Origin of the sequence: Streptomyces sp. NBC_00249 (assembly GCF_026342355.1) — a bacterium.
In the GTDB taxonomy this organism is placed as follows: domain Bacteria; phylum Actinomycetota; class Actinomycetes; order Streptomycetales; family Streptomycetaceae; genus Streptomyces.
In genome coordinates, this window is sequence record NZ_JAPEMV010000004.1 from 482,130 (window position 1) to 508,700 (window position 26,571).

General features: G+C 69.9%; 21 protein-coding genes. 8 read left to right on the forward strand and 13 right to left on the reverse strand.

Annotated elements, in window-relative coordinates:
* Nucleotides 1–30: 30 nt before the first annotated feature.
* From trxB to OOK31_RS20605, 6 genes are all read right to left on the reverse strand, one after another.
* Nucleotides 31–996, reverse strand: a complete 966-nt coding sequence (gene trxB / locus OOK31_RS20580) for a thioredoxin-disulfide reductase (RefSeq protein WP_267088743.1) — start codon at nt 994–996, stop codon at nt 31–33.
* A 144-nt stretch (nt 997–1,140) separates the two neighbouring features.
* Nucleotides 1,141–2,121 (reverse strand): hypothetical protein, encoded by a 981-nt coding sequence (locus tag OOK31_RS20585; protein WP_267088744.1) that lies wholly within the window; start codon nt 2,119–2,121, stop codon nt 1,141–1,143.
* Nucleotides 2,118–2,819, reverse strand: coding sequence for an RNA polymerase sigma factor SigM (gene sigM, locus OOK31_RS20590; RefSeq protein ID WP_267088745.1), 702 nt, complete (start codon nt 2,817–2,819; stop codon nt 2,118–2,120). Before sigM ends, OOK31_RS20585 begins: the two co-directional genes overlap by 4 nt.
* Before the next feature lie 26 nt (nt 2,820–2,845).
* The gene (locus OOK31_RS20595) at nt 2,846–4,567 is read right to left on the reverse strand and encodes a protein kinase family protein (RefSeq protein ID WP_267088746.1); all 1,722 of its coding nucleotides are present in this window, start codon (nt 4,565–4,567) and stop codon (nt 2,846–2,848) included.
* A gap of 126 nt (nt 4,568–4,693) precedes the next feature.
* A complete protein-coding gene (gene murJ, locus OOK31_RS20600; RefSeq protein WP_267088747.1) occupies nt 4,694–6,868 on the reverse strand; it encodes a murein biosynthesis integral membrane protein MurJ in 2,175 nt (724 codons plus the stop codon).
* Nucleotides 6,869–6,914: 46 nt separating this feature from the next.
* On the reverse strand, nt 6,915–9,173 hold the full coding sequence (locus tag OOK31_RS20605) for a DUF6049 family protein (RefSeq protein WP_267088748.1): 2,259 nt from the start codon (nt 9,171–9,173) through the stop codon (nt 6,915–6,917).
* Between the two features lie 184 nt (nt 9,174–9,357).
* Here OOK31_RS20605 and OOK31_RS20610 point away from each other — a divergent pair, with 184 nt between their 5' ends.
* The gene (locus OOK31_RS20610) at nt 9,358–10,809 is read left to right on the forward strand and encodes a CCA tRNA nucleotidyltransferase (RefSeq protein WP_267088749.1); all 1,452 of its coding nucleotides are present in this window, start codon (nt 9,358–9,360) and stop codon (nt 10,807–10,809) included.
* Between the two features lie 118 nt (nt 10,810–10,927).
* On the opposite strand, the gene OOK31_RS20615 is transcribed toward OOK31_RS20610, so the two are convergent.
* The 3 genes from OOK31_RS20615 to OOK31_RS20625 all read right to left on the reverse strand — a co-directional run bounded on the left by OOK31_RS20615 (nt 10,928) and on the right by OOK31_RS20625 (nt 14,041).
* The gene (locus OOK31_RS20615; RefSeq protein ID WP_267088750.1) at nt 10,928–12,202 is read right to left on the reverse strand and encodes an MFS transporter; all 1,275 of its coding nucleotides are present in this window, start codon (nt 12,200–12,202) and stop codon (nt 10,928–10,930) included.
* A gap of 103 nt (nt 12,203–12,305) precedes the next feature.
* The gene (locus tag OOK31_RS20620) at nt 12,306–13,388 is read right to left on the reverse strand and encodes an inositol-3-phosphate synthase (protein WP_215139796.1); all 1,083 of its coding nucleotides are present in this window, start codon (nt 13,386–13,388) and stop codon (nt 12,306–12,308) included.
* A gap of 50 nt (nt 13,389–13,438) precedes the next feature.
* The gene (locus OOK31_RS20625; RefSeq protein WP_267088751.1) at nt 13,439–14,041 is read right to left on the reverse strand and encodes a PadR family transcriptional regulator; all 603 of its coding nucleotides are present in this window, start codon (nt 14,039–14,041) and stop codon (nt 13,439–13,441) included.
* Between the two features lie 271 nt (nt 14,042–14,312).
* On the opposite strand from OOK31_RS20625, the gene OOK31_RS20630 reads away from it, so the two are divergent.
* Nucleotides 14,313–16,916 carry a transglycosylase domain-containing protein gene (locus OOK31_RS20630; RefSeq protein ID WP_267088752.1) on the forward strand — a complete coding sequence of 868 codons (2,604 nt, stop codon included), beginning with the start codon at nt 14,313–14,315 and terminating at the stop codon, nt 16,914–16,916.
* An 88-nt stretch (nt 16,917–17,004) separates the two neighbouring features.
* The gene (locus OOK31_RS20635; protein ID WP_267088753.1) at nt 17,005–18,489 is read left to right on the forward strand and encodes a glycosyltransferase family 87 protein; all 1,485 of its coding nucleotides are present in this window, start codon (nt 17,005–17,007) and stop codon (nt 18,487–18,489) included.
* 6 nt (nt 18,490–18,495) lie between these two features.
* Here OOK31_RS20635 and OOK31_RS20640 read toward each other — a convergent pair whose 3' ends face one another.
* The 3 genes from OOK31_RS20640 to OOK31_RS20650 form a co-directional block, all read right to left on the reverse strand.
* Nucleotides 18,496–19,527, reverse strand: coding sequence for an alanine racemase (locus tag OOK31_RS20640; RefSeq protein WP_267088754.1), 1,032 nt, complete (start codon nt 19,525–19,527; stop codon nt 18,496–18,498).
* 73 nt (nt 19,528–19,600) lie between these two features.
* Entirely contained in the window at nt 19,601–20,719 is a 1,119-nt protein-coding gene (locus tag OOK31_RS20645; RefSeq protein ID WP_267088755.1) for a peptidoglycan bridge formation glycyltransferase FemA/FemB family protein, read from the reverse strand.
* A 132-nt stretch (nt 20,720–20,851) separates the two neighbouring features.
* Nucleotides 20,852–21,166, reverse strand: a complete 315-nt coding sequence (locus OOK31_RS20650; protein ID WP_267088756.1) for a hypothetical protein — start codon at nt 21,164–21,166, stop codon at nt 20,852–20,854.
* A 248-nt stretch (nt 21,167–21,414) separates the two neighbouring features.
* On the opposite strand from OOK31_RS20650, the gene rpsF reads away from it, so the two are divergent.
* The 4 genes from rpsF (at nt 21,415) to rplI (ending at nt 23,131) form a co-directional block, all read left to right on the forward strand.
* Entirely contained in the window at nt 21,415–21,705 is a 291-nt protein-coding gene (gene rpsF / locus OOK31_RS20655) for a 30S ribosomal protein S6 (RefSeq protein WP_004950685.1), read from the forward strand.
* A 72-nt stretch (nt 21,706–21,777) separates the two neighbouring features.
* Nucleotides 21,778–22,386: a single-stranded DNA-binding protein gene (locus OOK31_RS20660; RefSeq protein ID WP_267088757.1), complete on the forward strand. Its 609-nt coding sequence runs from the start codon at nt 21,778–21,780 to the stop codon at nt 22,384–22,386.
* A 43-nt stretch (nt 22,387–22,429) separates the two neighbouring features.
* Nucleotides 22,430–22,666: a 30S ribosomal protein S18 gene (gene rpsR, locus OOK31_RS20665; RefSeq protein WP_003956534.1), complete on the forward strand. Its 237-nt coding sequence runs from the start codon at nt 22,430–22,432 to the stop codon at nt 22,664–22,666.
* 18 nt (nt 22,667–22,684) lie between these two features.
* Nucleotides 22,685–23,131, forward strand: coding sequence for a 50S ribosomal protein L9 (gene rplI, locus OOK31_RS20670; protein WP_214930771.1), 447 nt, complete (start codon nt 22,685–22,687; stop codon nt 23,129–23,131).
* Between the two features lie 176 nt (nt 23,132–23,307).
* On the opposite strand, the gene OOK31_RS20675 is transcribed toward rplI, so the two are convergent.
* Entirely contained in the window at nt 23,308–24,645 is a 1,338-nt protein-coding gene (locus tag OOK31_RS20675; protein WP_267088758.1) for an MATE family efflux transporter, read from the reverse strand.
* A 452-nt stretch (nt 24,646–25,097) separates the two neighbouring features.
* Between OOK31_RS20675 and dnaB the strand changes: the two genes are divergently transcribed.
* Nucleotides 25,098–26,561 carry a replicative DNA helicase gene (dnaB, locus tag OOK31_RS20680; protein WP_267088950.1) on the forward strand — a complete coding sequence of 488 codons (1,464 nt, stop codon included), beginning with the start codon at nt 25,098–25,100 and terminating at the stop codon, nt 26,559–26,561.
* Nucleotides 26,562–26,571: the final 10 nt, after the last annotated feature.

The following is a 26,571-nucleotide window of genomic DNA, read 5'->3' on the forward strand; positions in this document are numbered from 1 at the left end:
CGGGGTGTGGGGTGTGGGGATGAAGCGGGATCAGACGGCTGCGGACGCGGTGGCGTGCTCGGCGTCGGAGAGGGCGGCGAGGAAGCGCTCGGCGTCCAGGGCGGCGGAGCAGCCGGTGCCGGCGGCGGTGATCGCCTGACGGTACGTGTGGTCCACGACGTCGCCGGCGCCGAAGACACCGCTGAGGTTGGTGCGCGTGGAGGGCGCGGCGACCTTCAGGTAGCCCTCGTCGTCCAGGTCGAGCTGGCCGGTGAAGAGCTCGGTGCGCGGGTCGTGGCCGACGGCGATGAACAGGCCGGTCACGGGCAGCTCGGAGGTCTCACCGGTCTTGGTGTTGCGCAGGGTGAGACCGGAGAGCTTCTGCTCGCCGTGGATCTCGGCGACCTCGCTGTCCCAGGCGAACTTGATCTTCGGGTCGGCGAAGGCGCGGTCCTGCATGGCCTTTGAGGCGCGCAGGCTGTCACGGCGGTGGATGATGGTGACGCTCTTCGCGAAGCGGGAGAGGAAGGTCGCCTCCTCCATCGCGGTGTCACCGCCGCCGACCACGGCGATGTCCTGGTCCTTGAAGAAGAATCCGTCGCAGGTGGCGCACCAGGAGACACCGCGTCCGGAGAGGGTGTCCTCGTTCGGGAGGCCGAGCTTGCGGTGCTGGGAGCCGGTCGTGACGATGACGGCCTTGGCGCGGTGCACGGTGCCGGCGGTGTCGGTGACGGTCTTGATCTCACCGGTGAGGTCCACGGCGACGACGTCGTCCGGGACGAGCTCGGCGCCGAAGCGCTCGGCCTGGCCGCGCATGTTGTCCATGAGGTCCGGGCCCATGATCCCGTCCTGGAAACCGGGGAAGTTCTCGACCTCGGTGGTGTTCATCAGGGCGCCACCGGCGGTGACGGCGCCCTCGAAGACCAGGGGGTTGAGCGAAGCGCGTGCGGTGTACAGGGCGGCCGTGTAACCGGCCGGCCCGGAGCCGATGATGATCACGTTTCGTACGTCGCTCACGGGTTCTTCCTCGTTTCTGCGGACTTCGTGGTGCCTACCGGGGGCCGGTGCGGACTCTCACCCCACCCAACGGATCCTACGGCGCCCGCATTCCCCGTCCGTCCCGCACCGTCCCCGAACGTGTCAGGTCCCACCCCGAAGGTGTCAGGTCCGCGGATAGGTACCGGTCAGCAGGGGCTTTCCCGGGGCTGCCGACGGGGTGTCCGCACAGGCCGCGGCCACCACGTAGGCGTCCACCAGGGCCGGGTCGCCCGGATGGGGCAGGAGGACGAGGTAGCCGGGGGTCCCCTGGTAGCTGCCGAGCTCGGAGGCCAGCGGGGTGTCGGTACGTCCGGTGGCCTGCTGGACGCAGGGCGGGACGGCCGCGGACTCCGGCGGCGCCTGACGGTCCGAGGGGGCCAGGCCGGGGGAGGCGTTGTCCAGCCCCATCGTCTTGTTCGTTCCGTTGCCCGGGACGAGGAGCCGCCGGACCTCCTCCTGCATCCCCTCGGCGGTGTACCCGCCGAGGTCCGAGGAGCGGGCGGAGCTGCTCGAGGGGTCGTGGGAGGTGGTGACGCCCTGGGAGGCGGTGTCGTGGGTGCTGTCGGTGCCCAGGCCGGTGAAGAGGAGGACGCCGAGGGCGCAGGCGGCGGCCCCCGCGAGGCCCGCGACGACGGCGATCCGGCGGCGGGCGCGGCGACGGCCCGGTCCGCTTGGGCCGGACGGGTGACCGGAGGGCCGGTGGACCTCGGCCCGGCCTGCGGGAGCAGCGGCAGAGGCGGGCGATGTTTCACGTGAAACATCGCCGTCGGCGAGGTCCCCGGCGTCAGGTCGTTCGCTGTCGGTCCCACGGCCGGCGGTGGCGGTGGCGCGGGAGGCGGTCGAGTCGAGGAGGGCTTCGGCGGCCAGGGCCGCGTCGATGCGCCCGGCGACGGAGGAGGGCATCCGCGGCGGTCCCGGGAGGGTGCCCAGGAGGGAGCGGATCTCGTCCAGCGAGGCACGGACATCGGCGCACAGGGCGCAGTCCCCGAGGTGCCGGCGGACCTCGGCGGTGCGGGACGGGGAGAGGAGTCCTTCGGTCAGGTCGGAGATCTCCGAGACCTCCGGGTGCCGGATCGTGCCGGTCGTGCCGGTTGTCGGGCTCACGGTCGTCCACCTCCGCCCTTCACAGCGTCTGGGTCTGGATCTGGCTGCCTGGGATCCGTCGCTGGTGGGACGGGCGCTCCCGGCGTCCGGTTCCTTCCCCGCTCGGGAGCGGTGTTATCCCCGGCATTCGTGCGCAGATGAGTGAGCAACGGGAGGAGTTTCGCCCGGCCGCGTGCACACCGGCTCTTCACGGTGCCGACGGGGACGTCCAGGACGCGGGCGGCCTCGGCGACGGGGTATCCCTGCATGTCGACGAGGACGAGCGCGGCCCGCTGGTCGGCCGGGAGGGTGCTGAGGGCGGCCAGCAGCTGGCGATGGAGGTCCTGGCGTTCCGCGGGGGCCTCGGCGGACTCGTGGGGCTCCAGAAGGCGCTCCAGGCGGTCCGTGTCGTCCAGGGGGGAAGTCCGGCGGGAGGCGGCCTTGCGGGCCCGGTCGAGGCAGGCGTTGACGGTGATGCGGTGCAGCCAGGTGGTGACGGCGGCGTCACCCCGGAAGGTGTGGGCGGCCCGGTAGGCGGAGACCAAGGCGTCCTGGACCGCGTCGGCGGCCTCCTCCCGGTCGCCGAGCGTGCGCAGGGCGACGGCCCACAGCCGGTCCCGGTGGCGGCGTACGAGCTCACCGAAGGCGTCGGGATCCCCGGTGACGTGCAGCGCCAGGAGTTCCTGGTCGCTGTGGTCACCGGGTGCGGCTTGGTCCAACGGTGAGCCCCTCCCCCTGTCGTGCGTCAGCCCTTGAACTTCACTTCCGTGATGCCCTGCTTGAAGCCGGCGTTGCTGAAGTCGGCGTACGGGCCGTACGGCACGGCAGTGATCCACAGGAGCACGTAGCGCGCCTTGACCGGTGTTTCGGCGGTCAGGTCCGCCGTGTTGTCCTTGGTCGTCATGTCGGCGATCTTCTTCATGCCACCGACGGACCCCTTGGGGTGCATGGAGTCCGCCGCGTACAGGGCCAAGGTGGTGTGGTCCCCGCCGAACTTCAGGGCCACCGAGGCGGAACTGACCTCGTGCTCGGCGCCGAGGTCGTAGATGATCCCCACGCCGGACGTGATCTCGAGCTTCGGGCCCTCGTTGTAGCTCTTGGTCTTCCAGTAGGTGGAGGCGTCACCGTCGTACGACTTGCCGACGCCGTCGGCGTTCTGGGGCTTGCCGTCGGGGTAGTACTCCGCCGCTCCCTTGACGGCGAGCGGCACGGGGTCCTTCTTGGCCGGGGCGCCGTCGTTGCCCTGCTGCTGCGTCTGGCTGTTCTCGCCGCCGGTCCGCTTGCTCCGGTCCAGGATGGCGTCGGCGAGCTGCCAGCTGCCCAGGCCCAGGGCGGCGATCAGGAGGGCGGCCACGCCCCACTTGAGGGCCCGGCCCGTGCGGCTCTGCAGCGGCGGCGGCGGGGGTCCGACCGGGACCGCCTGGGTGAGCGGCACGCGCGGAGAGGCCGGGCGGCCGTAGCTGCCCTGCTGGTAGGTGGTGTGCTGGTACTCCGGGGGCGCGGTGAAGGCGGGCTCCGGCGGCCGGATGCGGGGGATCGCGGCGACGGCCTTCGCCAGCTCCTCCGGGGTGGTGCAGGCAGGCTCCTGACGGGACGCGGTGGCCCCGTCGTTGGCGAGGGCGCGCATGGCGAGCTCGCCGAGACCTCGGTGGACGCCCGCGCGGACCTGGTCGGGGGCGATCAGGCCGACCCCCTTGGGCAGGCCGGCGAGGCCGTACGCATCGCTCTCGTACGGCCAGCGCTGGGTCAGCGCGGCGTACAGCAGGGCGCCGATGGCCTCGGTGTCGGCCCGCTGCGGGGTGTCGCTGGTGATGCCGCGCAGGGCGGCGTTCACGGCGAGGCCGCGGATGCGGTACTGGCCGGTGGAGGTCCGGAGTATCGCGCTGGGCGTCAGGCGCAGGTGCGCCAGGCCCTCGCGGTGGGCCGCTGCCATGGCCTGGGAGACCTGGCTGACCAGCTGGTAGGCCTCGTGGGCCTCCAGCGGTCCGGCCGCGAGGAAGGCGGTGAGCTCGGTGGCGTCGGGCAGCCACTCGTGGACCACGTAGACGAGGTCGTTCTCCTCCACGGCGTCGAGGACCTGGACGAACCGGGGGTCGCCGAGCAGGGCGGAGGAGCGGGCGGCGGCCAGGACGGCACGGGCCCGGGGGTGGTCGGCGGGCAGCAGGTGGACGCCCACCGCGCGGCGGAGCTTCTCGTCCATCGCACGCCAGCTGCTGAATCCGTCCAGACGGGTGACGCACTCCTCCAGGCGGTAGCGCCGCGCGAGCTTGTGGCCGCTGTGGAGTTCGGGCGCGGCCGCGGGTGCCGCGCTTCTGCGTTCGCCGTCCTTCTCGGGCATGGGTCCGTCCGCGGCTCGTCCGTTCTGGGTGTCCACCCCGTCGGCCGTGGCCTTGGCCGCATCTGCGGCCAGCGGCTCATCGCCGCTGTTGTCGGCCACGTCGACGGCAGCCGTGCTACGTTCCGCCACCGTCGTCCCTGCCTCCCCATCCGTTGCGCGCTGTCGGCCAGTCTGCGAAGCCATGCCAATTGTGCCCACAGTCCGGCGCTCTGCACGACACGCGATGGCGGGCCGTTCTGTCGCCGGGTCCGGGCATCAGCGGCCCAGTCGTCCGCGCACCATACCGACCATCGAGTTGAGCTCCTCGATCCGCATCCGCTTAGCGGCGACGAGGAACACGGCACCGAGGGCGACGAAGCCCGCGACCAGGGAAACGAGGGAGCCGAAGGCCCCGTTGCCCAGCCACTGGGTGACCCCGTAGGCGACGGCGCCCGCGACCGCGGCGGCCGGAACACATGCCCCGATCAGACGCGTGTACGTGCGCATCACGTGGGCCCCGTCGAGGTCGCCGCCGAGGCGGGCCTTCAGCCGGCGCCATGCGACGCCGACGCCGACGACGTAGCCGAGCCCGTAGGCGGCGGCCATGCCGACGACCGCCCAGCGTGCCGGCAGCACGAAGAAGGCGAGGGTGGAGACACCGGCGTTGACCGCGGCGACGATGACCGTGTTGTAGAAGGGCGTCCGGGTGTCCTCGTAGGCGTAGAAGCCGCGCAGGACCACGTACTGGACGGAGTAGGGGATCAGGCCGAGGCCGAAGGCCATCAGGATGAAGCCGATGTTGCGGGCGTCGTCACCGGCGCTGGCGTAGAGCAGCGTGGACATCGGTACGCCGAGCGCGAGGAACGCGAAGGCGCAGGGGACGATGGCGACGGCCGAGGTGCGCAGACCGTAGGAGATGTCGTCACGGACGGCGGCCGCGTCCCCGTCGTGGGCCGAGCGGGAGATGCGCGGCAGGACGGCCGTCATGACGGAGACGGTGATGATGGCCTGCGGCATCTGCCAGAGCAGCAGCGCGTAGTTGTAGGCGGTGATGCCGGTGCCGCCGTGGCCCTGCGCCTTCGCGGCGGTGCCCGCCCAGGTGGCGAGCTGGGTGACGACGACGAGACCGATCTGGTTGGCGAGGACGAAGAAGAAGGTCCACTTCGCCAGACCAGCGGCCTTGCCCAGCCCGTGGCCCTTCCAGTCGAAGCGCAGTCGGAGCGAGAAGCCGGCGTCGCGCAGGTAGGGGAGCATCGCCAGGGACTGCACGACGAGCCCGAGCAGGGTGCCGATGCCCAGCAGGCGGACGCCCTCGGGGGTGATGGTCGTCTCCGAGACACCGGAGACGGTGGAGCCGCCGAAGGCCCAGATGAATGCCGCGAAGGTGGTGATGACCACGATGTTGTTGAGGACCGGGGTCCACATCATCGCGCCGAACCGGCCCCGGGCGTTGAGGATCTGACCGAGCACCACGTGGACGCCCATGAAGAACATGGTGGGCAGGCAGTAGTGGGCGAAGGCCACGGCGACCGCGAGACGCTGCGGATCGTCGGCGATCTCCCGCGACATCATGCCGATCAGCAGCGGGGCGGCGAGGACACAGATGGTGGTGACCGCGCCGAGCAGGACCACGACCAGGGTCAGCAGGCGGTTGGCGTAAGCCTCTCCGCCGTCGTCGTCGTTCTTCATGGCGCGGACGAGCTGGGGGATGAAGACCGCGTTGAGCGCGCCGCCGCCCACGAGGACGTAGATCATCGTCGGCAGGACGTTGGCGACCTGGTAGGTGTCGTTGAGGTTGGCGACACCGATGGCGCCGGCGATCACCAGGGTCCGGGCGAAGCCGGTGACGCGGGAGACGATCGTGCCGGCCGCCATCAGGGCGCTCGACTTGAGCAGGCCGGAGGCCTTCCCGGCGGGCTTCGCCGGCGCCGGGGCCGCGACGGGCACGTCCTCGACGGGGGTGCGAGGGGCTGCCTGCTGGTCCCGGTAGAGGTGGGTGAAGGCGTCCGGCTCCGGCTGGTCCTCCGCGGCCTTGGTCACGAGCGAGTCCACGCCCACGAACTGCGTCGTCGTGGCGTGGTCGCCGTAGGGCAGGTGCCGGGACGGGCCGTCGGGCTCGGGCGGCGGGGTCTGCGCCCACACGCGCGGGTCGGGACCGTGCGAGGGAGCCTGCGGGGCCGCGTAGAGCGGGCCGGCCTCCTGGAAGGTGCCGGGCGGCGGCGGGGGGTGGGAGGCGCGGTCGTAGAGCACCTCGGCTACGGGATCCTGGGCTGACAGGTCCTGCCCGCGGTACGGGTCGTAGTCGTAGGCGTCCTGGACATAAGGGTCGTGGTCCGGCGCGGGCGCGGGCGCCGGAACCTGTCCGGGCACCGGAGTGCCCGGGGCAGTGCCCTGGGAGGGCGCCGGCCCACCAGTGCCCTGCGCGCGGTCACCGTCGTACGGCGCGTTCATCGCAACCCCACCTCATCGTCCCCAGGCCGACCGGCCACGGCATCGCTCAACGGTCCACTGTCTCACCCGTGCCGGACCCCTCCGCGCTTTGCGGTCCGGTGTCCGGGGACTCGTCACTCGGCTGCATGCTGTCCTCGGCCGCCGCGCGCGCGGCGACGCGCTTGCGGCTGGCGTACATCTTGATGCCTGCCAGGACCAGCAGGAGAACACCGCCGGCGATGACGAGCATGACGGTGGGGGTGATCTCCGTGGCCTCTACGGTGAACTTTCGCTCCTTGCCGTAGGGCACGCCGTCCTTGGTGAAGAGCCGTGCCGTGACTTCGACCGGACCGCTCGCCGTGGCGTTGGCGGTGAACTTTACCGTCTGGCTGTGGCCGCCCTGGACGACGACCTCCTGCTCCGCCTCGGCGAACATCAGACGGGTCGGGTTGGCGGACTTCACCCGCAGCACGAGGTTGTGGACGTCCTGTACGAGGCTGTTCTGGACGCTGACCGGGATGGTCGCGCTGTGCCCGGACAAGGTGGCGTCGGACTTGGGGATGACCTTGACCTTCTCGGTCAGCCCGATCAGGTACGCCTGGACCTGGTTCCGGTAGAGGTCGGCCTCCTCGGGACGGCCACGCCAGGAGGTCGACATCTCCCGGTTGGTGGTGTTGCCGAAGGGGATCTCCACCCGGTCCGGCGCCGTGAGGATGACCTTGAAGTGGTCCAGCGTGTTCTGGGTGGTGCGGATCTTCTCGAAGGCCGACACCGGGAGTTCCTGCTTGCTCAGCGACTCCGGATACTGGCCCGCGCCCGGGACCTGGGTGGCGGCGCCCGGGTCGGGCTTCGCGGCGGCGGCCGCCTCCAGGTCGGAGGGCTGGGTCCAGCGGGCGGCCTGGAGCCCGCGCAGGGCGGTGGCCATCGACTCCGCCTGGCTGGCGGAGGGCCGGCGCTGGGGGGTGACCACGTAGCTGCGGGGTTCGTCGCTGTTCTGGAGGTTCAGAGCGAGGCTGTGGGCCAGGAACTGCTGGACGGCGAGCGTGGAGTTCCCCGCGCGGACCATGTCGCCCTCGAAGGCGGTGGAGAGGTCCGCGTCGGCGACGACGGCCGTGGTGCCCGCGCCGATGGGGCGGGCGGCCGTCGGGGTGTAGCCGAGGGACCCGGTCTCCTGGAGGCTGTCGCTGCGGGTCAGGACGTTGTGCGCGCCGGCCGAGGTGGCGACGTTGACGATGGACGGGTCGATGGCGCCGTCCACGGGCCAGGAGAAGTCGGTGGACGGGGTGACGTGCAGGACGGTCTCGACGGTCTGCTTCGCCTTGTCCGTCGCGGGCCGCAGCTGGCCCAGGGTGCCCGAGACGTCCTTGCCGTGGTGGGCGAGGGAGGCCAGGTCCGGGTCGGCGAAGGGCAGGGCGACGACCTTCTTGCCCTGGACGGCGCTCTCCAGGGCGTTCAGCCACTGCTCGGCGACGGCCTTGTACCGGCCCTGGACGGGCTTACCGCCCGGCTCGGGACTGCGGACCCGGTAGCCCTTCGTCATGGCGTCGACGGTGGTGAGCAGGTCGGGGTCGATGACCCAGGTGATCGGCAGGTCCTTGCCGAGGGAGACCATCCGCTCGAGGCGGCCGCCCGACCGCAGCTCGTCGGCGAGGGAGTCGTCGAGGAAGACGGGGGTCTGCAACTCGTCCGATCCGGTCTCCGCCGTGACGCGCGTGGTGGAGATCAGCGGCCATACGTAGGTGAGCGAGGACCGCTTGGCGGCGGGGTCGGGCTGCCACGGCAGGAAGGTCCGCTGGATGCCGAGGACCTGCTCGTGCGGGCGGCTGTCCGTCACCCCGGACAGAGAGACACCGAGCTGGTACACACCGTCCGCGCCCAGGTCCAGCTTGTTGACCGGGACCTTGATCGTGAAGTGCTGGTCCACCTTGGAGGGGAGCGAGTCGATCTTGACGGCGAAGGCCTCGTCGATCTCGCCCGGGTCCACACCCGGCCGGAAGCTCTTCCGGTCGGCCACCTCGCCGATGGACGAGCGGTCCCCGAGCATGGGCCCGACCCGCAGTCCGACGTGGGCGTTCTTGATCGTCTCGCGGCCGTTGTTGACCACCGTTCCCGAGATGGTCAGCGTGTCGCTCTTGACCGGGGCGCTGGGCGCCACCTCGGTGAGCTGGACGTCGACGGCGGAGTCGGCGGCCTGGGCCGGCGGGGCGGGGGCGTACACCAGGGCGGCCAGCACCGGCGTTCCGGTGAGCAGGACGACTGCCCGCCGCAGCCAGCGGCGCCGGGCAGGGGCAGGAGCTGCCCCCTGGATGTCTGCCGCCTCGGCCACGCGCTCGCCCGTCCCTCGAAGTGTCAGTGGTCGTCGGTTCTGCGTCCACGCATGGTAACGAGGTGCGCTGTGCGCGAGTGCCGCGCCTTGCTCCACATGATCGGGACCGCCTGGGGGGTGCGCGGAGCGGGGCCGTCGGAAACGGGGGAGCTCCTGCCGGGCGGGCCACGTACCCTTTTCTGTTGTGCCGAACGCCAATGAAGACAACCCCAGTGCCCTGAGTCAGGTGCAGCGCCGCGCGGTCAGTGAACTGCTGCGGGTCGCGCCTGTCGCCGACGAACTCGGCCGCCGGTTCCAGGAGGCGGGCTTCCGCCTGGCCCTGGTCGGCGGGTCCGTCCGCGACGCGCTGCTCGGGCGTCTCGGCAACGACCTCGACTTCACCACCGACGCGCGTCCCGAGGCCGTCCTGAAGATCATGCGGCCCTGGGCCGACTCGGTGTGGGACATCGGTATCGCCTTCGGCACGGTCGGAGCCCAGCGCGACGGCTTCCAGATCGAGGTGACCACCTACCGCTCGGAGGCGTACGACCGCACCTCGCGCAAGCCCGAGGTCTCCTACGGCGACTCGATCGAGGAGGACCTGGTCCGGCGCGACTTCACGGTCAACGCCATGGCCCTGGCCCTGCCGGAGCAGGAGTTCGTCGACCCGCACGGAGGCCTGGAGGACCTGGCCGCAGGGGTGCTGAGGACCCCCGGAACTCCCGAGGAGTCCTTCTCCGACGATCCGCTGCGCATGCTGCGCGCGGCCCGTTTCGCCGCGCAGCTCGACTTCGAGGTCGCCCCCGAGGTCGTGAGCGCGATGACGGAGATGTCCGAGCGGATCGAGATCGTCTCGGCGGAGCGCGTCCAGGGCGAGCTCAACAAGCTGCTGCTCTCCGCCCAGCCCCGCAAGGGACTGGGGCTGCTCGTGGACACCGGTCTCGCGGACCGGGTGCTGCCGGAGCTGCCCGCGCTGCGGCTGGAGAGCGACGAGCACCACCGGCACAAGGACGTCTACGACCACTCGCTGATCGTGCTGGAGCAGGCGATCGCCCTGGAGGAGGACGGCCCGGACCTGGTGCTGCGGCTGGCCGCCCTGCTGCACGACATCGGCAAGCCCCGCACCCGCCGGTTCGAGAGTGACGGCCGGGTCTCCTTCCACCACCACGAGGTGGTGGGCGCGAAGATGACCAAGAAGCGCATGACGGCGCTGAAGTACTCGAACGACATGGTCAAGGACGTGTCCCGGCTGGTGGAGCTGCACCTGCGCTTCCATGGTTACGGGGACGGGGAGTGGACCGACTCGGCGGTGCGCCGCTACGTCCGCGACGCCGGTCCGCTGCTGGAGCGGCTGCACAAGCTGACCCGGTCCGACTGCACCACGCGCAACAAGCGCAAGGCCAGCGCGCTCTCGCGTACTTATGACGGCCTGGAGGAGCGGATCGCGCAGCTCCAGGAGCAGGAAGAGCTGGACGCGATCCGCCCCGACCTGGACGGCAACGAGATCCAGCAGGTCCTGGAGATCGGCCCGGGCCCGATGGTGGGCAAGGCCTACGCCTTCCTGCTGGAGCTGAGGCTGGAGAACGGCCCCATGGGCCAGGAGGCGGCGGTGGCCGCCCTCAAGGAGTGGTGGGCCGCGCAGGCTCCCCAGGCCTGAGGCGGACGCCGGGGCGTCGATGTTTCACGTGAAACATCGACGCCGGATCGTCGCCGTAATGAGGCCGCATCGACACCGCGGACCGTCGCCGGGGCGATGTTTCACGTGAAACATCGCCCTACCGCCGGGGGGCTGCCTGCCCCTGTCGCCGCAGCAGCGCGGCCGTGGCGGCGTAGAGCAGGGCCACGCTCAGGATCAGCGTGACGGACCGGCCGTCGGCGGGAAGCATGAGCGAGGACACGGCGGCCGCCCCGACGAAGGCCACGTTGAAGAGCACGTCGTAGACGGAGAAGACCCGGCCCCGGAACGCGTCGTCCACCCGGGACTGCACCACCGTGTCGGTGGAGATCTTGGCGCCCTGGGTGGCGAGGCCGAGGACGAACGCGGCGACGAGCATCGGCCCGGGCGCGAAGAACAGGCCGAGGGCCGGGACCAGGACGGCTGCGCCGGCGGCGCAGGCGGTGATCCAGCCCAGTGGTCCAAGCCGGCTCACCAGCCATGGGGTGACGAGGGCGGCTGCGAAGAATCCGGCGCCGGAGACCCCGACGGCGATGCCGAGCAGGGCCAGGCCGTCGGACTCGTTGTCCGACCAGGAGTACCGGCAGAGCATCAGCAGCATCACCGTGAGCGCTCCGTAGCAGAACCGCATCAGGGTCATCGCGGTGAGCGCCTGGGCGGCTTCCCGGCGGGAGGCCAGGTGTCTGAGGCCCTCGGCCATCCCCCGCACCGTGAGGGAGATCCCCTCGGCGACCGTGGGGTGTGTCCGGCCGGGCGGGTGGTCGGGCCCGAGGAGGCCGACGGCAAGGCGCAGGGAGACCAGGGCCGCGCACAGGTAGAGCCCGGCGCCCAGCAGGACCACCAGGGCGTTGGAACCGGAGCCCAGCAGTCTGACGAGGAAGGCCAGCCCTCCGCCGGCGACCGCTGCGAGCGTGCCCGCGGTGGGCGAGAGGGCGTTCGCGGTGACCAGCTGGGCGGGGCCGACGACCCGGGGCAGCGAGGCCGCGAGCCCGGCCAGTACGAAGCGGTTGACGGCGGTCACGGACAGGGCCGAGGCGTAGAACAGCCAGTCCGGTACCTGCGCCACGATCAGCATGCCGGTCACGCAGGCGAGGAAGGCGCGCAGCAGGTTGCCGTAGAGGAAGACCTGGCGGCGCCGCCAGCGGTCCAGCAGGACGCCCGCGAAGGGTCCGATCGCCGAATAGGGCAGCAGCAGGACGGCCATGGCGGAGGCGACGGCCGCGGGCGAGGCCTGCTTCTCCGGGGAGAAGACCACGTAGGTGGCGAGCGCCACCTGGTAGACACCGTCGGCGGCCTGGGAGAGCAGCCGTACGGCGAGCAGGTTGCGGAAGTCCCTCAGGCGCAGGAGTACGCGCAGATCACGTACGACAGGCATGAGGGCAAGGGTCACATACGCCGTGGGTCCCCGGACACATTGCCCGGGGACCCACGGCGGAAGAACAGTCGAAGTCCAGGTGTCCTGAGGACCCTTGGTACGACTAGCGCTCGACCTCGCCCTTGATGAACTTCTCGACGTTCGCGTAGGCCTCGTCGTCGAAGTACTGCACCGGCGGGGACTTCATGAAGTAGCTGGAGGCCGAGAGGATCGGGCCACCGATGCCGCGGTCCTTGGCGATCTTCGCGGCGCGCAGGGCGTCGATGATGACACCGGCGGAGTTCGGGGAGTCCCACACCTCGAGCTTGTACTCGAGGTTCAGCGGGACGTCGCCGAAGGCGCGGCCTTCGAGGCGGACGTAGGCCCACTTGCGGTCGTCGAGCCACGCCACGTAGTCGGACGGGCCGATGTGGACGTTCTTCTCGCCGAGCTCACGGTCGGGGATCTGCGAGGTGACGGCCTGCGTCTTGGAGATCTTCTTCGACTCCAGGCGGTCGCGCTCCAGCATGTTCTTGAAGTCCATGTTGCCGCCGACGTTGAGCTGCATGGTGCGCTCAAGACGGACACCGCGGTCCTCGAACAGCTTCGCCATCACGCGGTGCGTGATGGTGGCGCCGACCTGCGACTTGATGTCGTCGCCGACGATCGGGACACCGGCCTCGGTGAACTTGTCCGCCCACTCCTTGGTGCCGGCGATGAAGACCGGGAGGGCGTTGACGAACGCGACCTTGGCGTCGATGGCGCACTGGGCGTAGAACTTCGCCGCAGCCTCGGAACCGACGGGCAGGTAGCAGATCAGGACGTCGACCTGGCGGTCCTTGAGGATCTGGACCACGTCGACCGGAGCCTCGGCGGACTCCTCGATCGTCATGCGGTAGTACTTGCCCAGGCCGTCCAGGGTGTGGCCGCGCTGCACGGTCACGCCGGCGTTCGGGACGTCGCAGATCTTGATGGTGTTGTTCTCGCTGGCGCCGATGGCGTCCGAAAGGTCGAGGCCGACCTTCTTCGCGTCGACGTCGAACGCGGCGACGAACTCGATGTCACGCACGTGGTAGTCGCCGAACTGGACGTGCATCAGACCGGGGACCTTGGCCGCCGGGTCGGCGTCCTTGTAGTACTCGACGCCCTGCACCAGCGAGGCGGCGCAGTTGCCTACGCCGACGATGGCTACGCGAACCGAACCCATTCCGGTTGCTCCCTGTTTGTTCTCGGAACGAGGCCTGCGAGATGCAGGCCTCACTTTGCAGTTTCGTCGGGCGGGCCGGGTCGTCTCCGATCCCGTCCTGCCCGCTCACTCTCGATGAGCTCGTTCAGCCAGCGCACTTCACGCTCCACGGATTCCATCCCGTGCCGCTGCAGCTCAAGGGTGTAGTCGTCGAGGCGCTCCCGTGTGCGGGCGAGCGAGGCGCGCATCTTCTCGAGGCGCTCCTCCAGCCGGCTGCGGCGGCCCTCCAGCACGCGCATCCGCACTTCTCGTTCGGTCTGGCCGAAGAAGGCGAAGCGGGCGGCGAAGGACTCGTCCTCCCAGGTGTCCGGGCCCGTGTGGGAGAGGAGCTCTTCGAAGTGCTCCTTACCTGCTGCCGTCAACCGATAGACGATCTTGGCGCGGCGCCCTGCGAGTGAAGCGGCCAGAGCGTCTTCCGGGGCGTTGCCCGGTTCTTCGATCAACCAGCCGTTGGCGACCAGCGTCTTGAGGCAGGGATACAGAGTCCCGTAGCTGAACGCCCTGAACACCCCCAGCGAGGTGTTGAGCCGCTTGCGGAGCTCGTAACCGTGCATGGGGGATTCGCGAAGCAGGCCGAGGACGGCGAACTCGAGGATGCCGGAGCGTCTGCTCATCCGCCTGCCCCTCTCTGCCTCTGAGTTTATGTCGAGCTGATGTATCGGCTCGATACATCCAGACGATAGAACGGGCGGCTGCCGACGACAAGCGGTGACGTGGTGACCGGCGTCACATCACCAATTCGTACGACGCAAGTTGCCTGATTTGGGGTGAACTTCGGCACTGGTCGGGTTTTGACCGTGCGTAGTCTGTGCGGCAGGACACCGGGGGAACCGGAATTCACCTGCCGCTTCCAGGCCACTCGCCTGCCCGAGGAGTAGTCGTTCGATGAGCGAGCACCGCCGCAAACCGCCGCAGTCCCAGGGTGGCGGCCGCGCCGCCTCCCGTCGGGCTGCCCAACAGCGTCCCGGCCGGGGCTCCGGCCCCGGACGTGACGTCACCACCGCGTCAGCCGGCGCACCGTACGGAGAACCGGCCGCCCACGGCAGCCGTGCCGATGCCCGCCGGGCCACCCAGCGAGGAGCCGCAGGACGCGGACGCGCAGGTGGGAAGGGGGGTAAGGGAGGTAACGGCAGCAGCCGGCTCATTAACTATCCCCGTGCGGAGAAGGACGGCTGGAAGCGCTTCGTACCGTCCTGGAAGCTGGTCAGCGGGACCTTCCTGGGCTTCTTCGCCGTCATCGTGGCCGGCGCCGGCATCGGTATCGCCAGCGTGGGGACGCCTGACGAGAACAAGGCCGCAAAGGCGGAGAACAACGTCTTCCAGTGGGCCGACGGCACCCAGATGGTGGCCACGGGCGGCTCGACGAACCGCCAGATCGTGTCCATCGACCAGATCCCCGTGTCGATGCGGAATGCCGTGATCGCCGCTGAGAACGAGTCCTTCGAGACGGACAAGGGCGTCGACCCGATGGGCATCGCCCGCGCCGTGGTGAACATGGCCACCGGCGGTTCCACCCAGGGCGGCTCCACGATCACCCAGCAGTACGTGAAGAACACCTTCCTGGACTCCGAGCAGACGGTGAAGCGCAAGGTCACCGAGCTGTTCATCGCGCTCAAGCTGGGCATGACCGAGGAGAAGGACAAGGTCCTCGCGGGCTACCTGAACACCGCCTACTACGGCCGGGACGCCTACGGCATCCAGGCCGCCGCCCGCGCCTACTTCGGCAAGGACTCCAAGGACCTCAACCCCTCCGAGAGCGCCTTCCTCGCCTCGATGCTCAAGGGCCCCAACCTCTACAACCCGGACGGCGGCCTCGGCTCCGCGGCCACCCCCGAGGCCAACGAGAAGCGCGCCCGGCTCCGCTGGGCCTGGGTCCTCGACCGCGAGGTCGCCGTGGGCCGGATGGACAAGGCCGAGCGCGCCAAGTACAAGGAGTCGGACTTCCCGGCGCGGGTGGAGTCCGAGCAGGCCCGGGGCATGAACGGCCAGATCGGCTACCTGGTCGACGTGGCCAAGACGTACGTGGTCAAGGGCGGCACCATCACCACGGAGAAGCTGGCGCTCGGCGGCTACACGATCAAGACCACCTTCGAGAAGCCCAAGGTGGACGCCCTCGTGAAGGCGGTCGAGGACACCCGCAACGACTTCCTCGACGAGAAGAAGCGCCCCGAGTACGACACCTTCGTCCAGTTCGGCGCCGCCTCGGTGGACGTGAAGTCCGGGGCCCTCGTGGCCCTGTACGGCGGCCCCGGCATCGACCAGAAGCACTTCACGAACAACGCCAACACCTCCGGCGTCCCGGTCGGCTCGACCTGGAAGCCGTACGTCCTGGCCGCGGCCATGCAGTACGGCACCCAGAACTCCAAGGGCGCCGGCATCTCGGCCGACAGCAAGTACAACGCCGACGACCTCACGGTGATCAACAACCGGGAGGGCAGGCCGCTCCTCGACAAGAACGGCGATCCCTTCCGGCAGAAGAACGAGAGCCCCGAGGCCCACGGCTACGTGACCCTCAACGAGGCGATGCGGCAGTCCATCAACGTGCCCTTCGCCCAGCTCGTCTTCGACGTCGGCCACAGCAAGGTCCGTGCCGTCGCGAAGTCCACCGGCATCCTGGAGGAGTCGATGGACAAGGGCGACAACGCCTCCTTCGCCCTCGGCACCTCGACGCCCAGCGCCATCCGCATGGCCGACTCCTACGCCACCTTCGCCGCCTCCGGTCTCCACCGCGAGCCCTACTCGGTGAAGTCGGTCGTGAAGAACGGCAAGGAGCTGCCCGGCTTCGAGCCCCCGAAGGAGGCCCGGGCCATGGACGACTCCATCGCGGACAACGTCACCGAGGTCCTGCAGAACGTCGTCGAGAACGGCACCGGCACCAAGGCCAAGAAGCTCGGCCGCCCCGCGGCGGGCAAGACCGGCACCACCGACCAGAACAAGTCGGCGTGGTTCGTCGGCTACACCCCGCAGCTGTCCACCTCGGTCACCCTCTTCCGCAGCGACCCGAACGCCAAGAAGAAGGAACTGCTGTCCATGAACCACGTGGGCGGGGTCGACTCCATCCACGGTGGTGACATCCCGGCGGTGATCTGGACCGAGTACATGCGCGAGGCCCTCAAGGGCGCCCCGGTCAAGCAGTTCCCCGAGGCCGAGGACATCGGCGTCACCGCGGACTCGGCCGGCGCCCCGACGCCCACGCCGCCGGCGCCCCCGTCGCCGTCCGCCTCGCCCTCCACCTCTCCCTCGCCGTCCCCCTCGACGGTGTCCCCGTCCCCCTCGGGCAGCGGCAAGCCGACCTGCAAGCCGTGGAACATCCGCCACTGCGACCCGGCGACGGTCACCGGCCAGGAGAACGGCGGAACCACCGACGGAGGCGCCGGTGGGCTGCCGGACGGCGGAACCACCGGAATGCCCTCCCCGTCGCCCACCGGCAGGCCGGGCCGCCCCGGCGGCTCGACCAACTGGGGATCCAACATGGGCATCACCGGCTGATCCCGCCACCCGCTCCACCGGCCGAGGGCCGTCGCACCCCGTGCGGCGGCCCTCGCCCGTGTCCGGTGCGGTACGGCAGGATGAGCCCATGACCAAGGTGTACGAGGACCCGCCGGTACTGCCCACCCAGCAGGACGAGGTCGCGGCGGCCGGCAGCGAGTTCCTCGGCGGCCCGATCGGCCGCCGCGCCCGGCTGGGAGGCCACTGGCTGGGCCCGGTCCGCGTCGTGGTCCTGGTCGTCCTCGGGATGTTCGCCCTCGGCATGGTGCAGAAGCTGCCCTGCTACGACTGGGCCTGGTTCCGGGGAGCGGGCTCGCAGTACACCCACGCCTGCTACTCGGACATCCCGCACCTGTACTCCGCCCGGGGCTTCGCCGAGGGCCTGGTCCCGTACTTCGACAAGTTCCCCGACCTCGCGCAGGACCCGAAGTTCGGCGGCATGCAGTACCTGGAGTACCCGGTGCTCACCGGGGCCTTCATGCAGGTGGCGTCCTGGCTGACGCCCTCGTCCGGCAGCATCCAGCACCGCGAGCAGATGTACTGGATGGTCAACGCGGGCATGCTGATGATCTGCGCCGCGGTCATCGCCGTCTGCGTCGCCCGCACCCATCGCCGCCGGCCCTGGGACGCCCTGCTGCTGGCCCTGGCCCCCGCCTTCGCGCTCAACGCGACGATCAACTGGGACCTGCCGGCCGTCGCCCTCGCCGCCGTCGCGATGCTGATGTGGTCGCGCAGCCGGCCACTGCTCGCCGGTGTCTTCATCGGCCTGGCGACCGCCGCCAAGCTCTACCCGGTCCTGCTGCTCGGGGTGCTCTTCGTGCTCTGCTGGCGCGCGGGCAAGTGGCGGGCGTTCGGCAGTGCGGCCCTCGGCGCCGTCGTCGCCTGGCTCGTGGTGAACGGGCCGGTCATGTACTTCGCCTGGGACGGCTGGAAGCGGTTCTACGTCTTCAGCCAGGACCGCCCCATCGACTTCGGCTCCGTGTGGCTGCTGATCTCCCAGCGCACCGGCAACCCGCTGGAGGGAGCCAACACGTACGCGACGGGGCTGACGCTGCTGCTGTGCCTGGCCATCGGCCTGCTCACGCTGACGGCCCCCCGCCGCCCCCGCTTCGCCCAGCTGGCGTTCCTGGTGGTCGCCGCCTTCATCCTGGCCAACAAGGTCTACTCGCCCCAGTACGTGCTGTGGCTCGTCCCGCTCGCCGCGCTCGCGCGGCCCCGCTGGCGCGACTTCCTGATCTGGCAGGCCGGCGAGGTCATGTACTTCCTCGGCATCTGGTTCTACCTGGCCTACACGACCAGCGGGGACAAGCACCAGGGGCTCCCCGTGGAGGGCTACCAGCTGGCGATCGCCGCCCACCTGCTGGCGACGCTCTACCTGTGCGCCGTCGTCGTACGGGACATTCTGATGCCCGAGCGGGACGTCGTACGGCGCGACGGCTCGGACGACCCCTCCGGCGGCGTCCTGGACGGGGCCGAGGACGTCTTCACGCTGTCGGAGACGCGGAAGGCGCCGCGGGACGCGGCGCCTTCCGAGGGACAGCGGGTCGACTGGGGCGTAGCCCCCAGGGACTGAGCGGGCTCAGGCGTCCAGGACCCGGTCGAACTGCGTGGTGGTGTGCCGCAGGTGCGCCACCAGCTCGTCGCCGACGTGCGGCTCGGTGGCGTCCGAGGGCACGAACAGGATCGACACCTGCATGTGCGGGGGCTCCGCGAACCAGCGCTGCTTGCCCGCCCAGACGAAGGGCGACAGGTTCCGGTTGACGGTGGCCAGGCCGGCCCGGGCGACGCCCTTGGCGCGCGGCATCATCCCGTGCAGGGCCTTGGGGGCCTCCAGGCCCACCCCGTGCGAGGTGCCGCCCGCGACGACGACCAGCCAGCCGTCCGAGGCGGCCTTCTGCTGGCGGTAGCCGAACCGGTCCCCCTTGGAGACCTTGGTGACGTCCAGGACCGCGCCCCGGTACTGGGTTGCCTCATGGTCGCCCAGCCACAGCCGGGTGCCGATGCGGGCCCGGAAGCGGGTCTGGGGGAACTGCTGCTGGAGCCGTGCCAGTTCCTCGGCCCGCAGGTGGCTGACGAACATGGTGTGCAGCGGCAGCCGCGCCGCGCGCAGCCGGTCCATCCAGCCGATGACCTCCTCGACGGCGTCGGAGCCGTCGGGGCGGTCCAGCGGCAGGTGCAGGGCGAAGCCCTCCAGCCGGACGTCCTCGATCGCCGACTGGAGCAGGCCCAGGTCCTGCTCCGAGATGCCGTGGCGGCGCATCGAGCTCATGCACTCGATGACCACGCGGGCGCCGACCAGACCCCGCACCCCGTCCACCGAGGACACCGAGCGGATCACCCGGTCGGGCAGCGGTACGGGGTCCTCGCCGCGCCGGAAGGGCGTGAGGACGAGCAGGTCGCCGCCGAACCAGTCCTTGATGCTGGCCGCCTCGTACGCCGTGCCCACGGCCAGGATGTCGGCGCCCATCCGGGTCGCCTCCTCGCACAGCCGCTCGTGGCCGAAGCCGTAGCCGTTGCCCTTGCAGACCGGGATCAGTCCGGGGAACTGGTCGATGATCTGCTTCTGGTGCGCACGCCAGCGCGCGGTGTCGACGTAGAGCGTGAGCGCCATGCCCGTCCGGAGCCTCTCTCGGAAAGCTGCGTGGTGCAGCGGTGCGGTGTGTGTGGGGCGGGGGGAGTGGGGGTCAGCGGCGGGACATGTAGATGTCGAGCGCCTTGTGCAGCATCTTGTTGAGCGGGAAGTCCCACTCGCCGACGTACTCGACGGCCTCGCCGCCCGTGCCGACCTTGAACTGGATGAGGCCGAACAGGTGGTCGTTCTCGTCCAGGGTGTCACTGATGCCGCGCAGGTCGTAGACGCTGGCGCCGAGCGCGTACGAGTCGCGCAGCATGCGCCACTGCATCGCGTTCGAGGGACGGACCTCGCGCTTGTGGTTGGCGGAGGCGCCGTAGGAGTACCAGACGTGCTGGCCGACGGTGAGCATCGTGGCGGCGGCCAGCGGCTCCCCCTCGTGCTTGGCGATGTACAGCCGCATCCGGTTGGGGTCCTCGGAATTGAGGGCCGTCCACTGGCGCTGGAAGTAACTGAGCGGGCGCGGGCGGAACTTGTCGCGCTCGGCGGTGATCTCGTAGAGGTGCTGCCAGGTCGGCAGGTCCTCGTAGCTGCCCTGGACGACCTCGACGCCGGCCTTCTCGGCCTTCTTGATGTTGCGGCGCCACAGCTGGTTGAAGCCCTTGAGGACGTCGTCCAGCGAACGGTTCGCCAGCGGCACCTGGAAGACGTAGCGCGGCTGGACGTCGCCGAAGCCGGCGCCGCCGTCCTCGGCCTGCTGCCAGCCCATGCGGCGCAGCTTGTCGGACACCTCGAAGGCGCGGGGCTCGATGACCGAGGCCTCCACGTCACGCAGGCGCTTGACGTCCGGGTCCTGGATTCCGGCCTTGATGGCGGCGGAGTTCCAGCGGCGGATGACGACGGGCGGGCCCATCTTCACGGTGAAGGCGCCCTGCTGCTTGAGGTGGGCCAGCATCGGCTGGAGCCATTCCTCCAGATTCGGGGCGAACCAGTTGATGACCGGCCCCTCGGGAAGGTACGCGAGGTAGCGCTTCACCTTGGGCAGCTGGCGGTACAACACGAGTGCGGCGCCGACGAGTTCGCCGTGCTGGTCGAACCATCCGAGGTTCTCCGAGCGCCACTCGTTCTTGACGTCGGCCCATGCCGGGACCTGGCAGTGGCTAGCCGACGGCAGGCTCTGGAGGTAGGCCAGATGCTGCTCTCGGCTGATGGTGCTCAGGGACAGGCTCATGCGGGGTGTCTCCTCCGGCGGCTTCGCTGGCTATGGCGCGAAGCCTACTGCGACGGGGGCACCACCCATCTGGGGGACAGGCCCTTGCCCGGGCCGGTGGCAGGCCGGTGCCCCGTCGCGGAGGTCCCCCGGTCAGCCCAGCCAGCCACCGAAGAGGCCGCCGTGCGCCATTCCGAGGAAGAAGCCGATGGCAGACGCGCCAAGGCCGATGATCAGTGCGAAGCGCTCGCGTGTCGTGACGGAGACGAACTGCCCGTACAGCCCGGTCACGATTCCGATCAGCCCGGTCCACGAGCTGATCAGGTGCAGATTGTGGAAGAACGCAGTGACGAACGCCACGGCGCCGAGGACGAGGGTGACCGCCACCAGGGTGTCCTGGAGGGGATGGGGCTTGCCATCGGTCGCGAAGAGCGAGATGGATGACTGGGGTCGCATGGCCTGTGCCATCGGAAGGCACCTCCTGGCTGAGCAGAGCGGTGCTGGGGCCGCCTCCGGCGGGAGCCGGGGGCATAGCACCGAGCACACCCGATGGATACAGATTGTGTCCCCCTGCCGTTGGATTTCAACCGGAAGGACGCGAGCAGGTAGTCTGTACAGCTGCGCGGTGTCTGCTCTGCTGACGCCGTGCGCACGCATCACGACCCTCCTGCCACGGAACGACCGTGGCCGCTGAGTCCAAAGGAGGTGGGTTCCACATGCGTCACTACGAAGTGATGGTCATCCTCGACCCCGATCTCGAGGAGCGCGCTGTCTCCCCGCTGATCGAGAACTTCCTCTCCGTCGTCCGTGAGGGCAACGGAAAGGTCGAGAAGGTCGACACCTGGGGCCGTCGTCGTCTCGCTTACGAGATCAAGAAGAAGCCCGAGGGCATCTACTCGGTCATCGACCTTCAGGCCGAGCCTGCGGTCGTCAAGGAGCTTGACCGACAGATGAACCTGAACGAGTCGGTTCTCCGGACCAAGGTCCTCCGCCCCGAGACCCACTGAACTTCGGTTCAGCGGTAATCGGGACCGAGTAGCACAGCAGCCCAGCAGCAATCCCCGCCGAGAGGTTCATCCATGGCAGGCGAGACCGTCATCACGGTCGTCGGCAATCTCGTCGACGACCCCGAGCTGCGCTTCACCCCCTCGGGTGCGGCGGTCGCGAAGTTCCGTGTCGCGTCCACCCCCCGCACCTTCGACCGTCAGACCAATGAGTGGAAGGACGGCGAGAGCCTGTTCCTGACCTGCTCGGTGTGGCGGCAGGCGGCGGAGAACGTCGCCGAGTCCCTCCAGCGAGGCATGCGCGTCATCGTGCAGGGCCGGCTGAGGCAGCGGTCGTACGAGGACCGTGAGGGTGTCAAGCGCACGGTCTACGAGCTGGACGTCGAGGAAGTCGGCCCCAGCCTGAAGAACGCCACGGCCAAGGTCGCCAAGACCACCGGTCGCGGCGGTCAGGGTGGATACGGCGGCGGCGGTGGCGCCCAGCAGCAGGGTGGCGGCGGCGGTGGCTGGGGCGGAGCCCCCAGCGGCGGCGGCGCACCTCAGGGTGGCGGAGCTCCCTCCGACGACCCGTGGGCGTCCAGCGCACCGGCCGGCGGCCAGCCGCAGGGCGGCAACAACGGAGGCGGCTGGGGCGGAAGCTCCGGCGGCTCCGGCGGTGGCTACTCGGACGAGCCGCCCTTCTAGGGCAGCTCGTATCCCCACTTCTTGATCACACAGGAGAGACACAATGGCGAAGCCGCCTGTGCGCAAGCCTAAGAAGAAGGTCTGCGCGTTCTGCAAGGACAAGACCGTGTACGTGGACTACAAGGACACGAACATGCTGCGGAAGTTCATTTCCGACCGCGGCAAGATCCGTGCCCGCCGCGTCACCGGCAACTGCACGCAGCACCAGCGTGACGTCGCCACGGCCGTCAAGAACAGCCGTGAGATGGCGCTGCTGCCCTACACGTCCACCGCGCGATAAGGAAAGGGTGACCGAATAATGAAGATCATCCTGACCCACGAGGTCTCTGGCCTCGGCACCGCCGGCGATGTCGTCGACGTCAAGGACGGTTACGCTCGCAACTACCTGGTCCCGCGTGGTTTCGCGATCCGCTGGACCAAGGGTGGCGAGAAGGACGTGGCGCAGATCCGCCGCGCCCGCAAGATCCACGAGATCGCGACCATCGAGCAGGCCAACGAGGTCAAGGCCAAGCTCGAGGGTGTCAAGGTCCGTCTGGCCACCCGCGCGGGTGACGCCGGTCGTCTGTTCGGCTCCGTGACGCCGTCCGACATCGCTTCGGCGATCGAGGCGTCCGGTGGCCCGAAGGTCGACAAGCGTCGCGTGGAGCTGGGCTCCCCGATCAAGACCCTCGGTTCGTACCAGGTCTCCGTGCGTCTGCACGCCGAGGTCGCCGCGAACGTGGGCATCGAGGTCGTCGCCGCCTAAGGGCAGCGCAGGAAGGGCCGCACCCCTTGGGGTGCGGCCCTTTTTCGTGTTCCCGTGCTTCGTGTTTCACGTGAAACATGGGCCGTTTCACGTGAAACATCGGCTGTCCCGCGTGGACCGTCTGGTGTTTCACGTGAAACATCGCCTACGGCGGTAGGTGCGGGGCGGTGCTCCGCTCAGCGGGTGGCGCCCGCCACCAGCCAGCGGCCCGAGCGGCCGCGCAGCTGGAGGGTGGCCATCCGGACCAGCATCATCAAGGTCATCGCCCACCACAGGGCCGTCAGGCCGCCGCCGAGGACCGGGACGAGCAGGGCGGCCGGGGCGAAGACGGCGAGGGTCAGCAGCATGGCCCGGGCCAGGTAGGGGCCGTCTCCGGCGCCCATGAGCACCCCGTCCAGGACGAAGACGATGCCGCAGACCGGCTGCGCCAGGGCCACGACCAGCAGGGCGGGCAGCAGGGTGTTCTCGACGGCGGGGTCGCTGGTGAACAGCGGGATGAAGACCGGGCGGGCCAGTACGACGAGCAGGCCGAGCACGAGGCCCGCCCCGATCCCCCACTGGACCATCCGCCGACAGACCGCCTTGGCCCCCTCGGTGTCCCCGGCCCCGAGGTAGCGGCCGATGATGGCCTGCCCGGCGATGGCGATCGCGTCCAGGGCGAAGGCGAGCAGGCTCCACAGGGACAGCAGGATCTGGTGGGCGGCGATGTCGGCGTCGCCGAGCCGCGCCGCCACGGCAGTCGCGATCATCAGGATGGCGCGCAGCGAGAGGGTGCGGACCAGCAGGGGGACCCCGGCCTGGGCGCAGGCCCGGATCCCGGCCGCGTCGGGCCGTAGCGAGGCGCCGTGCCTGCGGGCGCCGCGGACGACGACGAACAGGTAGACGGCGGCCATGGCGCACTGGGCCATGACGGTGCCCCAGGCGGATCCGGCGATGCCGAGGCCGGCGCCGTACACCAGGGCCACGTTCAGGACGCCGTTGAGGACGAAGCCCCCGATGGCCACGTAGAGCGGCGTACGGGTGTCCTGGAGGCCGCGGATGACGCCCGTGGCGGCGAGCACCGCGAGCATGGCGGGGATGCCGAGTGCGGAGATCCGCAGGTAGGTGATCGCGTAGGGGGCGACGGTGTCCGAGGCGCCGAAGAGGGAGACCAGGGCGGGCGCGAAGGGCAGGACGACGGCCACGACGGCTGCGCCGAGCAGCAGTGCCAGCCAGATGCCGTCCATCCCCTGCCGGATGGCGGCCTGGAGGTCGCCGGCGCCGACCCGCCGGGCGACGGCCGCGGTGGTGGCGTAGGCGAGGAAGACGAAGACGCTCACGGCGGTGGTGAGCAGAGCGGCGGCGATGCCGAGGCCGGCCAGCTGGGGGGTGCCGAGGTGCCCCACGATGGCGCTGTCGGCCATCACGAAGAGGGGTTCGGCGACGAGGGCGCCGAAGGCGGGCACCGCGAGGGCGAGGATCTCACGGTCGTGCCGTCTCGGGGCAGCCTTCGGAGCTGTGGGGGCCTGTGTCATGTGCTCAATGTAATCTTCCACAGGTAATAGACGCAAGAGTCCAGAGCTCCTTACCAAGTCCCTGACTTGGGCGTTCTCCGCGCCCCGTTGGAGGCGATCTTGAGACAGTGGCGAAGATTTTTCTCCCTCACAGGGCCTGGAAGGAGAAAGTGCAGGTCAGATGGGGTGTAAGGGAGGGGTGGGTGATTTTGTCCACAGCGTCGTCCCCCGGTCCGTGCACAGCTTCGGGTGACTTACCCACAGCATTCGCTCCGTCATCCACATCTCATCCACACAGCCTGTGGATAACAAGATTGGCTGACGTCGCTCGCGGCTCTACCGTTGTGCGTTGCCCGACGCGCCGAGAGCCGATCCGGGTGCCCCAAATGTCAGAGCCGTGTCGTAGAAAGAGTGGCACGGCGAGGTCCGCGTTGCGGACGGGAGGAGGCGGCCCGGTGAACATGCCCGAGCCCATGGACGACCCCTGGGCCGACAGCGGTCCCAGTGACCGTCTGCCCGCCCGTCCGCGCCGTAACGGCGAAGGCCGCGGCCGCGGGGACGAGCAGAGCGACCGGGGCCGCGAGGGCGGCTCCTGGGACGGTGGCGGCGGCGGCTTCGAGCGCGTCCCGCCGCAGGACCTCGACGCCGAACAGTCCGTGCTCGGCGGCATGCTCCTGTCCAAGGACGCGATCGCCGACGTGGTCGAGGTCCTCAAGGGCCACGACTTCTACCGGCCCTCGCACGAGACGATCTACCAGGCCATCCTCGACCTCTACGCCAAGGGCGAGCCGGCCGACCCGATCACGGTCGGCGCGGAGCTGACCCGGCGCGGCGAGATCAGCAAGGTCGGCGGGGCTTCGTACCTGCACACCCTCGTGCAGTCCGTGCCCACGGCGGCGAACGCCGAGTACTACGCCGAGATCGTCCACGAGAGAGCCGTCCTGCGCCGCCTGGTCGCGGCCGGTACGAAGATCACACAGATGGGCTACGCGGCCGACGGCGACGTCGACGAGATCGTCAACAGCGCCCAGGCCGAGATCTACGCCGTCACCGAGCAGCGGACCTCCGAGGACTACCTGCCGCTCGGCGACATCATGGAGGGCGCGCTCGACGAGATCGAGGCCATCGGTTCGCGCAGCGGCCAGATGTCCGGCGTCCCGACAGGGTTCACCGACCTGGACTCCCTGACCAACGGCCTGCACCCGGGCCAGATGATCGTCATCGCGGCCCGGCCCGCCATGGGAAAGTCGACGCTCGCGCTGGACTTCGCTCGGGCCTGCTCCATCAAGGCCAACCTGCCCAGCGTCATCTTCTCCCTCGAAATGGGGCGCAACGAGATCGCGATGCGCCTCCTGTCGGCCGAGGCCCGGGTGGCGCTGCACCACATGCGCTCGGGCACCATGACCGACGACGACTGGACCCGGCTGGCCCGCCGCATGCCGGACGTCTCGGCCGCGCCCCTCTACATCGACGACTCGCCCAACCTGTCGATGATGGAGATCCGCGCCAAGTGCCGCCGGCTCAAGCAGCGCAACGACCTCTCGCTCGTCGTCATCGACTATCTCCAGCTGATGCAGTCGGGCGGCTCGCGCCGTCCCGAGAGCCGCCAGCAGGAGGTCTCGGACATGTCCCGAAACCTCAAGCTGCTGGCCAAGGAGCTGGAGGTGCCGGTGATCGCGCTCTCCCAGCTGAACCGTGGCCCCGAACAGCGCACCGACAAGAAGCCGATGGTCTCCGACCTGCGTGAGTCGGGCTCCATCGAGCAGGACGCCGACATGGTGATCCTGCTGCACCGCGAGGACGCGTACGAGAAGGAGTCCCCCCGCGCCGGCGAGGCGGACCTGATCGTGGCCAAGCACCGTAACGGCCCCACGGCCACCATCACCGTGGCCTTCCAGGGCCATTATTCGCGGTTCGTGGACATGGCCAACACGTAGCATCCCGAGC

What these genes read in the sequence shown, in the direction of transcription:
- OOK31_RS20620 (WP_215139796.1), bottom strand. Translation starts at nt 13,388, where the DNA reads ATGGGTTCGGTTCGCGTAGCCATCGTCGGCGTAGGCAACTGCGCCGCC.
- OOK31_RS20650 (WP_267088756.1), bottom strand. Translation starts at nt 21,166, where the DNA reads ATGGCACAGGCCATGCGACCCCAGTCATCCATCTCGCTCTTCGCGACC.
- OOK31_RS20635 (WP_267088753.1), top strand. Translation starts at nt 17,005, where the DNA reads ATGACCAAGGTGTACGAGGACCCGCCGGTACTGCCCACCCAGCAGGAC.
- OOK31_RS20660 (WP_267088757.1), top strand. Translation starts at nt 21,778, where the DNA reads ATGGCAGGCGAGACCGTCATCACGGTCGTCGGCAATCTCGTCGACGAC.
- OOK31_RS20675 (WP_267088758.1), bottom strand. Translation starts at nt 24,645, where the DNA reads ATGACACAGGCCCCCACAGCTCCGAAGGCTGCCCCGAGACGGCACGAC.
- dnaB (WP_267088950.1), top strand. Translation starts at nt 25,098, where the DNA reads ATGGACGACCCCTGGGCCGACAGCGGTCCCAGTGACCGTCTGCCCGCC.
- OOK31_RS20640 (WP_267088754.1), bottom strand. Translation starts at nt 19,527, where the DNA reads ATGGCGCTCACGCTCTACGTCGACACCGCGCGCTGGCGTGCGCACCAG.
- murJ (WP_267088747.1), bottom strand. Translation starts at nt 6,868, where the DNA reads ATGAACGCGCCGTACGACGGTGACCGCGCGCAGGGCACTGGTGGGCCG.
- OOK31_RS20645 (WP_267088755.1), bottom strand. Translation starts at nt 20,719, where the DNA reads ATGAGCCTGTCCCTGAGCACCATCAGCCGAGAGCAGCATCTGGCCTAC.
- OOK31_RS20630 (WP_267088752.1), top strand. Translation starts at nt 14,313, where the DNA reads ATGAGCGAGCACCGCCGCAAACCGCCGCAGTCCCAGGGTGGCGGCCGC.
- OOK31_RS20615 (WP_267088750.1), bottom strand. Translation starts at nt 12,202, where the DNA reads ATGCCTGTCGTACGTGATCTGCGCGTACTCCTGCGCCTGAGGGACTTC.
- OOK31_RS20625 (WP_267088751.1), bottom strand. Translation starts at nt 14,041, where the DNA reads ATGAGCAGACGCTCCGGCATCCTCGAGTTCGCCGTCCTCGGCCTGCTT.
- rpsR (WP_003956534.1), top strand. Translation starts at nt 22,430, where the DNA reads ATGGCGAAGCCGCCTGTGCGCAAGCCTAAGAAGAAGGTCTGCGCGTTC.
- rplI (WP_214930771.1), top strand. Translation starts at nt 22,685, where the DNA reads ATGAAGATCATCCTGACCCACGAGGTCTCTGGCCTCGGCACCGCCGGC.
- rpsF (WP_004950685.1), top strand. Translation starts at nt 21,415, where the DNA reads ATGCGTCACTACGAAGTGATGGTCATCCTCGACCCCGATCTCGAGGAG.